The organism is Rossellomorea aquimaris (genome assembly GCF_001877785.1).
GTDB classification, from domain to species: Bacteria; Bacillota; Bacilli; order Bacillales; family Bacillaceae_B; genus Rossellomorea; species Rossellomorea aquimaris_A.
In genome coordinates, this window is the sequence record NZ_MINN01000097.1 from 1 (window position 1) to 745 (window position 745).

1 protein-coding gene is annotated in these 745 nt (G+C 49.9%); it reads right to left on the reverse strand.

What is annotated here, in order from left to right:
* The coding region (locus BHE18_RS14890; RefSeq protein ID WP_328585891.1) for an SDR family NAD(P)-dependent oxidoreductase at nucleotides 1-536 on the reverse strand (536 nt) is incomplete at its 3' end.
* Nucleotides 537-745: the final 209 nt, after the last annotated feature.

Sequence of the window (745 nt, forward strand, 5' to 3'; positions counted from 1 at the left end):
GGATTGGCGTCAAAATAGGCTTTGACCATCGGCGTTTCAGTCGGACCAGGAGCCACAGCGTTCACGCGCAAGCCGTCTTTCGCGTATTCGGCAACCAGTGACTTAGTCATGCCGACGATGCCATGCTTGGTTGCGGAATAAGTGACGACTGTATCTTGACCGATGACGCCGGCGCTTGATGCAGTATTGACGATCGCCCCGCCACCGTTGTTCACCATTACTTCTGCTACATAGCGCAGGCCATAAAGCGCGCCGAGCATGTTGATACCGACAATCTGCTCGATTTCCTCTATATCCGTTTCAAGAAATTGTTTGCCGCTTCCGGAAATGCCGGCGTTATTGAAGAAATAATCAATCGATCCGAAATGTTCGACCGTTTTATCAACGTAGTTTTTGACTTCTTGTGCTTTGGATACATCTGCACGGATAAAGATAGCATCCGGGCCAAGCGCTTTTACTTGCTCGACCGTCTCATTGCCGCCTTTTTCACTGATATCGACAACTGCGATGTTGATGCCTTCCTGTGCCAAGCGCAACGCGGCCGATTGCAAAAAAAAAAAAGACCAGCCACCACTAATCTCCTGCTTTCCCCCCTTCTCTTTCTCTTCTCCCCCTCTCCTTGCCCACCCCTCGCCCTCCATTATCTTATTCATTCTTCTTCTCTACACACCTACACCCCTCGCACAGACCTCGCGCACAGATCTTGAGTAGACCAACATTGCACACAGTCTACTCTATCATGTTT